This window comes from Streptomyces coelicoflavus, from assembly GCF_003112555.1.
Lineage (GTDB): Bacteria > Actinomycetota > Actinomycetes > Streptomycetales > Streptomycetaceae > Streptomyces > Streptomyces coelicoflavus.
In genome coordinates, this window is record NZ_BEWB01000020.1 from 152,170 (window position 1) to 158,240 (window position 6,071).

The window sequence follows — 6,071 nt, forward strand, 5'->3', positions numbered from 1 at the left end:
CCGACGGCCTGGTAGCCGGGCGTCGGGCTCACCTCTGCTCGGGCACGACGACAACCGGGCAGACCGAGCGGTGCAGTACGGAGTGGGCGACCCGGCCGAGCCGTCCATGGGCGCGACGGCCGATCACCATCAGGTCGGCCTCGGCGAAAGCAGCGGGCAGCACGCTGCGCGCCGGGCCCTCGGCGGTGTGCCGACGCACAGCGATGTCGGACGGTGCGTCTTCCAGGGCTGCTTCCAGCTCCTTGGCTGCCCGTTCCTCGTACAGCCGGGCGGGCTCCCCCGTCAGCAGGGGGTGATCAACCGTCTCGTGGGCGGGGCAGCGCCAAGCCCGCACGACAGTCAGCGGCACGCGACGCAGGCGTGCCTCGGTGAAGGCGAACCTCAGGACGGTCGCCGGTACGTCGCCGAGACCGACAATGATCCCTCCGTGCCGTCCGGCGACAGCCCGGTTGTCGTGGTTGCCGCGCAGCACGACGATCGGGCAGTCGCTCGCGGCGGCCACGGTCCGGCTGACGGACCCCAGCAGCCTGTCCGCGACGCCGCTGCGGCCGCGGCTGCCCACGACGATCATGGACGCGTTGCGTCCGGCGCAGACCAGGGCGTGCTCAGCCTCGTCGGGCACCATTTCGGTGGTGACGGGTAGGTCGGGATGCCGACGCCGGACGCGCCGGGCGGCGGCCCGGAGGATGTCCTCGGCCTGCACCTGAACGGACGGCTTGCCCAACTCACGTGCGAGCGCCGCCCCTTCGTACCGCTCCCACAGCGCTCCGTAGAGCACAAGGAGGGGCACTCCGTGCAGGGCAGCCTCGTCGGCCGCCCAGTCGACGGCCCGCAGGCTGGGTTCGGAGCCGTCCACGCCGACCACCAGTGGCAGATACATGACGCCTCCTCCTCGCGACGGGGACCGTCAGGGATGCGCGACGACGGCGACGGGCGCGGTGGCGTGGTGCAGCACCGCGTGGGTGACGGCGCCGATGTGCGCGCCGAACGGGTTGCGGCGGATGCGCCTGCCGACGACCACCAGGGACGCATCGTGTGCGACGTCGACCAGGTGGCGGGCGGGACTGCCGGAGCGAGACACCTCGGCGACCTCGACGTCCGGGTACTTCTGCCGCCAGGGCAGGATCACCCGGGTGAGGTCGGCCGCCTTCCTGCGGGCCAGTCCCTCGTCGGGCGCGGAGCCGGCGGCCAGCGCGTAGGGGTAGTAGGGCGGCAGTTGCCAGCCGTTGACCACGTGCAACGCCGTCCTGCGGCGCTGTGCCTCCTCGAAGGCGAAGGCGAGCACGTCGCCGTCGTAGCCGCCGATGTCGATGCCGACCACGACCGGCCGGAAAGCGGTGGCCGCGGACGGGATCCCGGCGGGATCCATGACGTGTTCGTCGGCGGCCATCTCACCGGCCCGTACGAGGACCACGGGAATCTCGGTGTGGGCGATCACGGCCTGTCCGACGGAACCGACGAGGTATCCGCCGAGGCCGCTCAGGGCGCGGGAACCGAGGACGAGCAGTTCCGCCTCTTCGACGGCTTCGACCAGTGTGTTCGCCGGTGGGCCGGACCGCTGGTCGCAGCTCACCTCGACACCGGGGTGGCGCAGCCGGAGCCCTTCACCTATCTTCCGTGGGACTTGCTCGGTCCAGTACTGGTGGGTTTCGGTGCCGAGAACCGGGTCCTCGGCCACGGGTGCCGGAACCGGCTCCCACACGTGAAGCAGCCTTACCGGCAGGTCGCGCAGCCCGGCCTCGCGGGCCGCCCACTCCGCGGCGGCGTGGCTCTCGGGTGAACCGTCGATCCCCACCGTGATCGTGCGGGTCATGCTGCCCACCTCCTGTATCGGTCTTCTGCTTTCAGCGTGTCCCGCGCCCGGTCTCAGGAACAGGGACCGCAGGTCCCCGGTCGCGGCCAAGAGTCCCCCTCGGCCGCCCGGGGGGGGCGAACCCGTCGCCGGGCCCCTCTCCCACCGATCGTGTACGGCGCAGCCACTTCCGGTCGCGGACGACGGGAAGGCGGGCCCACAGGCGACCGAGGCCGAGTACGTCGCCGGCGGATGCAGCGGCCAGGGGGCGACGAGTACCGTCGCGTAGACGAGGTGGTAGTCGACGACGGGTTCGTCGGCGTCAGCGCGGCGCCGATGCCGATGCCGAGCAGACCGGGCCGACGACGACACGCCGTGGCCGGGCACCGATAGTGGTGCGCTTCGGATACGGCCCCGGGGGTCCGCTTTACCGCGACGCGGCGTCGACCATCATGACGCACGGAACAGGCCGACGGGGCCCAGACCGGCCTCGACGGTCACGGCGTCGCTCCGGCGTCCTCCCCCTCCGCCTGATCCACGGGCACCCGCCACACGAGGCGGGTGCCTCCGTCCTGTGGGCGCTCCAGTCGCAGTTCTCCGCCGAGCTTTTGCGCGCGTTCTTCCATATTGCGCAGTCCGCTGCGGCGGCCGCCGGGCGGGATGCCGACGCCGTTGTCGGAGACTGTGAGCCGGACCCACTTGCCGTCGGTCTCCAGCGCGACGTCGGCGTGGCTCGCGCGGGCGTGGCGGGCGATGTTGGTCAAGGACTCCGTCATGACGGCGACGAGTTGGTCGGCGATGTCCTTCGGTACGTGTGTGTCGAGCAGGCCCTCCATACGGACTCCGGGCGCGAAGCCCAGCACCGGTGCCATCTCGGCGACCGCCCGCACCGCGCGGGCCCGCAGTGTGGACGACGCCGGGTCGTCCTGCCTGGTACGCAAGCCGAAGATCGTCGAACGGATGATCTTGATCGTTTCGTCCAGGTCGCCCACCGCACGCTGCACGCGTTCCGCGGCCTTGTCGTGCTGGATGAACCGCCCTGCGCTCTGCAGGGTCATGGCCGTGGCGAACAACCGCTGGATGGCCAGGTCGTGCAGGTCGCGGGCGATGCGGTCGCGGTCCTCCAGCAAGGCGATCTGCTCCGCGTCCTGGCGGCGTTCGGCCAGTTCCATCGCCACCGCCGCCTGAGCGGCGAACACCTGCAGCGGTTGCGTTTCCTTCTCGGTGAACAGGGGCCCGCCTGCCTCGCGAACCAGCAGCACCACGCCGCGTACGTGCTCGTCTGCGCCGATGGGGACGGCCACCGCCGGCCCGAGGCCCGCGAACCGCGGCGGACCGGCTGTGATCCGTTCGTCGTGCGACACGTCCTGACTGCTCACGGGCACGCTCCGCGTGAACGCCTCTCCCATGAGGCTGCCGCGCACGGGCAGCACCCGTCCGCGCCAGGCCCCGGCCTCGCGTCCGATCGCCAGCTCCACCGCCAGCTCGTCGGTACCTGGCACGGGCAGGGCCACCACGCCGAGGGCGCAGGCCGTGATCTCCCGGGCCCGTTCGGCGATCAGCCGTAGCGCGCCGCCCTGTTCGGCGCCGGACATCAGCGTGTGCATGATCTCGGCGTTGACCTGAAGCCAGCGCTCACGCAGCCGGGTCTCCTCGTACAACCGGGCGTTGTCGATCGCCACGCCGGCCGCCACGGCCAGGGTGGACAGCACCGACTCGTCGTCCTCGTCGAACTCCTGCCCACCGCGCTTCTCCGTCAGGTACAGATTGCCGAAGACGTGGTCGCGAACCCGGATGGGGACACCCAGGAAGCTGTTCATCGGCGGGTGGTGCGCCGGGAACCCGTAGGAAGCGGGGTGCTCGGACAGCTTGGCCAGACGCAACGGCTCCGGGTTCCTGATCAGCTCACCCAGGATGCCGTGTCCCTCGGGGTAGTGCCCGATGCGGGCGATCTCCTTCTCGCTGACTCCGACCGTGTGGAAGGCGGACAGCCGTCTGCCGTCCGGGCCGATCACGCCCAGCGCGGCGTACTCGGCGTCGACCAGCGTCGCCGCGGCCTCGACGATGCCACGCAGGGCCTGCCTCAGGTCCAGTTCCCTGCCGACCGACAGCACCGCTTCCAGCAGGCTGTGCACCCTGTCACGAGTGCCGCGGGCCGCGTCCAGCCTGGCTTGCAACTCGCCCAGCAGCTCGTCCAGCCGCAGCTGCGGCAAGCGGACACTGGCCTCCCGCGGCTCCTCGGACTCTTCCACCGCCGGCCTCCACGCCCAGGGACAGTGCGGCTTTCCGGCCGCCTACGTGCCACGGTAGCGGCTGCGGAGCGACCGTGACACGGGAGCTCGCTGCTGCTTCGTGGCCGGCCGGAGATCACCGGAGCGGGGGGCGCGACGGCGCTCAGCGGCCTTCGTCTCGCATGCGGTCCTGCGCCTGGGTGGCGATGACGGCGGCCTGGATGCGCCGCTCCACACCGAGCTTGGCGAGCAGGCGGGAGATGTGGTTCTTGACGGTCTTCTCGGCCAGGTACAGACGCTGGCCGATCTGCCGGTTGGTCAGGCCCTCTCCGATGAGGGCCAGGATGTCCCGTTCTCGCTCGGTCAGACCGGGCAGCGCTTCCGGCTCCTCCCTTTGTTCCTCACCACCCCGCAGCCGCACCATCAGTCTCGCGGTGGCGCTCGGATCCAGCAGTGACTGGCCGCGGGCCACGGTGCGCACGGCGGAGACCAGGTCGGAGCCCTCGATCTGTTTCAGGACGTACCCGGCCGCGCCCGCCATGATGGAGTCGAGGAGTGCTTCCTCGTCGTCGAACGAGGTCAGCATCAGACAGGCCAGGTCCGGCATGCTGGACCTCAGCTCCCGGCAGACGCTCACCCCGTCGCCGTCCGGCAGGCGTACGTCCAGCACCGCCACGTCCGGACGCAGCGCGGGAACGCGCACCAGCGCCTGCTCGACGGTGGCCCCCTCACCGACCACGGTGATGTCCGGTTCGTCGTCCAGCAGGTCGTGAACACCCCGCCGGACGACCTCGTGATCGTCAAGGAGGAAAACCTTGATCGCGGTCGTCCGGCCGGCCGGCTCGCTGTCCATCATCGATCGCTCCTCAGGGAGGCATCCCGCCTACAGGGCCAGTCTTCCCTCAGCCGGGATCTGGGGCCAGGGCCGGTCGGCCCTCCATTGCCCGCGACGGGTGGACGCCATGCCCCGAGTGAGGTCGACCCCGATGCGTCACACAGGATGCGCGGCGCCGGTCTGCGGCACCGCGCACCGGATGGTCCGGCAGGTGTCACGCCGCCTGCGGGACCACTGCCACCGGGCAGGCCGCGTGTTGCAGCAGGGTGTGAGTGACGCGTCCGAGCTGGAGGCCGAAATGGCCCGACCTGTGCCGAGCACCCACGACGACCAGATCGGCGGCGGCCGACCGCGTCACCAGCACCTTTCGGGCCGGCCCCTCGATCGTCGCCCTGCGCAGTCGCACGCTCGGATGTGCCGTCACCGCTTCGGCGATCAAGGTGTCGATCAGGGCAGAAGCCCGCTCCTCGTGCGGATGCTCGGAACCGGCTGGTGCCCCGACATCGGTGCTCTCGTACTCCGGGCACCGCCAGGCCCGCACCACGTCCAGCTCGCAGTCCCTTGTCTCGGCCGCCTCGAATGCGAAGCGAACCGCCTCCCGGCTTGTGCCGGGGTCGCCTGCGCCCAGGAGGACGCGCTCGTGGGCGCCCGACAACGCGGACTTGTCACCTCGGACGACGATCACGGGGCAGTCGGACCGGGCGGCGACGGCCAGGCTGACCGAGCCGAGCAGTGCTCCCTTGAGTTCCCCACGTCCTCGTGAGCCGGTGACCAAGGCGGTGGCGTGCATCCCTTCGGCCAGGAGCGCGGACACCGCTTCCGCAGGCACGGTGTCCGTGGAGACCTCCAGGCCGGGGTCGTATCGCCGGACACGTTCGGCGGCAGTTCCGACGATGTTGTCCGCCATCACCTGCCCCGAGGAGCGCTCCCGGGTCATGGCCGGCAGGACGCCCTCGTACCGCTCCCACAAAGATGCGTAGACCAGGCGCAGCGGAAGCCGTCGACGCAGCGCCTCGTCCACCGCCCAGTCGATGGCCAGGACACTGCCGTCCGACCCGTCGACGCCCACAACCAGGGGAAGTGCCATCATCCCCACCGCCTTCTCTCTTCCAGCCACCTCGTGCAGCGTGGGTTGCCACTACTACGGTCGCACCGCCACGGCCGACGTGGCAGGGACTGTCTGGGCCCGCAAGGAGGGACCTTCGGCCCGGAC

5 protein-coding genes are annotated in these 6,071 nt (G+C 71.0%); all 5 read right to left on the reverse strand.

What is annotated here, in order from left to right; genetic code table 11:
• Window positions 1-28: 28 nt before the first annotated feature.
• Window positions 29-880 carry a universal stress protein gene (locus Sco07f_RS37020; RefSeq protein ID WP_108990492.1) on the reverse strand — a complete coding sequence of 284 codons (852 nt, stop codon included), beginning with the start codon at window positions 878-880 and terminating at the stop codon, window positions 29-31.
• Between the two features lie 27 nt (window positions 881-907).
• Window positions 908-1,813 carry a universal stress protein gene (locus Sco07f_RS37025; protein WP_108990493.1) on the reverse strand — a complete coding sequence of 302 codons (906 nt, stop codon included), beginning with the start codon at window positions 1,811-1,813 and terminating at the stop codon, window positions 908-910.
• Window positions 1,814-2,289: 476 nt separating this feature from the next.
• Window positions 2,290-4,044, reverse strand: coding sequence for a sensor histidine kinase (locus Sco07f_RS37030; protein ID WP_108990494.1), 1,755 nt, complete (start codon window positions 4,042-4,044; stop codon window positions 2,290-2,292).
• 142 nt (window positions 4,045-4,186) lie between these two features.
• A complete protein-coding gene (locus Sco07f_RS37035; protein ID WP_108990495.1) occupies window positions 4,187-4,879 on the reverse strand; it encodes a response regulator in 693 nt (230 codons plus the stop codon).
• Window positions 4,880-5,072: 193 nt separating this feature from the next.
• Entirely contained in the window at window positions 5,073-5,954 is an 882-nt protein-coding gene (locus Sco07f_RS37040) for a universal stress protein (protein ID WP_108990496.1), read from the reverse strand.
• Window positions 5,955-6,071: the final 117 nt, after the last annotated feature.